We start from the raw sequence: 2,605 nt of genomic DNA on the forward strand, positions 1-2,605 counted from the left end.
AGTAGTTTGATTTCAATAACAGGTGAGATTTTTTCATAGATAATATTGTAAACCGCATCGGTGATGGGCATGTTTACTTTATATTTTTTGTTAATTTCTTTTATGCTTTTCACTGCATAATATCCTTCGGCTACCATGTTCATTTCAAGCTGGGCCGATTTAACGGAATATCCTTTGCCAATCATCATGCCGTAGGTACGGTTGCGGCTGAACTGGGAATAGCTGGTGACCAGCAGGTCTCCCAGATAAGCCGAGCTGCTGATGATCCTGTGCCCGGGATGTGTTTCATCCAGAAACCGTTTGATTTCCATGATGGCGTTTGAAACCAGCACCGCCTGGAAATTATCCCCGTAACCCAGTCCGTGGCAAATCCCGGCTGCAATAGCAATGATGTTTTTGAGTATGGCTGCATACTCGGCCCCGTAAATATCCGTGGAAATGATCACATGCACGTAACTGCATTCAAATTTTTCGGAGACGGAACGGGCAACATGAGTGGATTTGGAAGAAAAAGTAAGGTACGACAGGCGTTCCATCGCGATTTCTTCGGCATGGCAGGGCCCGGTTATAACCACAATGCGGTCGAAGGGAATCAGATATTTTTCGTGGAAAAATTCGGCTACAGTCAGGTTATGTTCCGGTACTATTCCCTTGATAGCCGACACAATGAGCTTTTTGTCAAGGGATACGGTAAGCGGATTGATTGTACTTTTCAGAAATGCAGCAGGAACAACAAAAATCAATACATCATTATTTTCAACTGCTTCATTGATGTCGTCATAAAAGGTAATCCGGTCGATATCCAGGATGGTTGAGCTTAAATAGTGGGGATTGTGTTTATAATTTTTAATAAATTCAATATTTTCGGGATTACGGATATACCAGCTGATTTTTTTGACATTGGTCAGCAATATCTTGACAATGGCGGTTGCCCAACTGCCCGAGCCAATTACAACTACTTTTGATTGCTCGTTCATTTTTAGGTTTTTAGTATACAAAATTAATGATTTCTTTAATACATCTCGGTTTTAATTCCATACAAGATTCTCTTATTTGATTATTGGCTGCAATTAACTTGCAGTCAATTTGTTGTAGTTTCCCTAAAATTCAAAGACCTCAAAGTTTTACTCTTTGAGGTCTTGAGGAATTAAAAACTAATTATTTATTGAATCCATTTTTCAACTTCTTCCTTGGTGGGATTGGTCAGCCCCAGCTTGTTCTTCTTGTTGAAGCCGCATAAATCGTTATGCAGTTTGCCCGGGTTCACTTCTTTAAGTTTTTCGATGGTGTAGAATCCCATTTTCTGGATAATCGGTACCCATTCCTCTTCAATTCCCAGGGCGAGGTATTCCTCCTTGCCGTCCATCTGCATTTTCTTTTCGGGGCGCATTTGAGGGAAGAAAAGAACATCCTGGATGGAAGCCGAATTGGTCATGATCATAGTCAGACGGTCGATGCCGATACCGAGTCCTGCGGTTGGCGGCATGCCGAACTCAAGTGCACGGAGGAAATCCTCGTCGAGCAGCATGGCTTCTTCGTCGCCGCGTTTGCCAAGCAGAAGTTGCTGTTCGAACCGTTCGCGCTGGTCGATCGGGTCGTTCAACTCGGAGAAGGCGTTGCAAAGCTCTTTGCCGTTGCACATGGCCTCGAAACGTTCAACCAGTCCGGGTTTGCTTCTGTGTTTTTTGGCCAGCGGGGACATTTCAACCGGATAATCGGTGATGAAGGTAGGCTGGATGAGTTTACTTTCAGCCGTAGCGCCGAAAATTTCGTCAACCAGTTTGCCTTTGCCCATGGTGGCGTCGATTTCTACAGCCAGTTTACGCGCTGTCTCGGCAAGCTGGGCTTCGTCCATTTCCGAAATATCAATTCCGGTATATTCCTTGATGGCTTCGTACATCGTATAACGTTTCCACGGGCGTTTGAAGTCGATAATATTTTCCCCGACCTGGATTTTTGTGGTTCCGTGCAGGTCAAGGGCGATTTTCTCCACCATTTCCTCGACCATGTCCATCATCCAATTATAATCCTTGTAGGCAACGTAAAGTTCAACCTGGGTGAATTCCGGATTGTGGAACCTGTCCATGCCTTCGTTGCGGAAGTCCTTTGAAAACTCATAAACTCCGTCGTAACCGCCTACAATCAACCGTTTCAGGTAGAGTTCATCGGCAATACGAAGGTAAAGCGTCTGATCGAGCGTATTATGGTGGGTTTTAAAGGGCCGTGCAGCAGCTCCCCCATATAAAGGCTGAAGAATTGGGGTTTCGACTTCGAGATAACCTTTGGCGTTGAGGAATTGCCTCATGGAATTCATCAGCATGGTACGCTTGATGAAGGTATCCTTTATCTGCGGGTTGACGATCAGGTCGAGATAACGCTGGCGGTAGCGCTGTTCAGCATCCGTGAAAGCATCGAAAGTCTTGCCGTCCTTTTCCTTTACCACAGGCAATGGCCTGACCGACTTGCACAGGATGGTCAGTTCCTTGACATGGATGGAGGTTTCGCCCATCTGGGTTACAAACACAAAACCTTTGATTCCGATAATATCGCCAATGTCAAGCAGTTTCTTAAAAACAGTATTATATAAAGTTTTGTCTTCCTGCGG

The 2,605-nt window shown here is 44.8% G+C and carries 2 protein-coding genes; both read right to left on the minus strand.

What is annotated here, in order from left to right:
* A partial coding sequence (locus Q8907_15990; protein MDP4275770.1) for an NAD(P)H-dependent glycerol-3-phosphate dehydrogenase occupies nucleotides 1-977 on the minus strand: 977 nt, incomplete at its 3' end.
* Nucleotides 978-1,162: 185 nt separating this feature from the next.
* Nucleotides 1,163-2,605: lysine--tRNA ligase (gene lysS / locus Q8907_15995; protein ID MDP4275771.1), on the minus strand; the 1,443-nt coding region annotated here is incomplete at its 5' end.

The organism is Bacteroidota bacterium (genome assembly GCA_030706565.1).
Taxonomy (GTDB): Bacteria; Bacteroidota; Bacteroidia; order Bacteroidales; family JAUZOH01; genus JAUZOH01.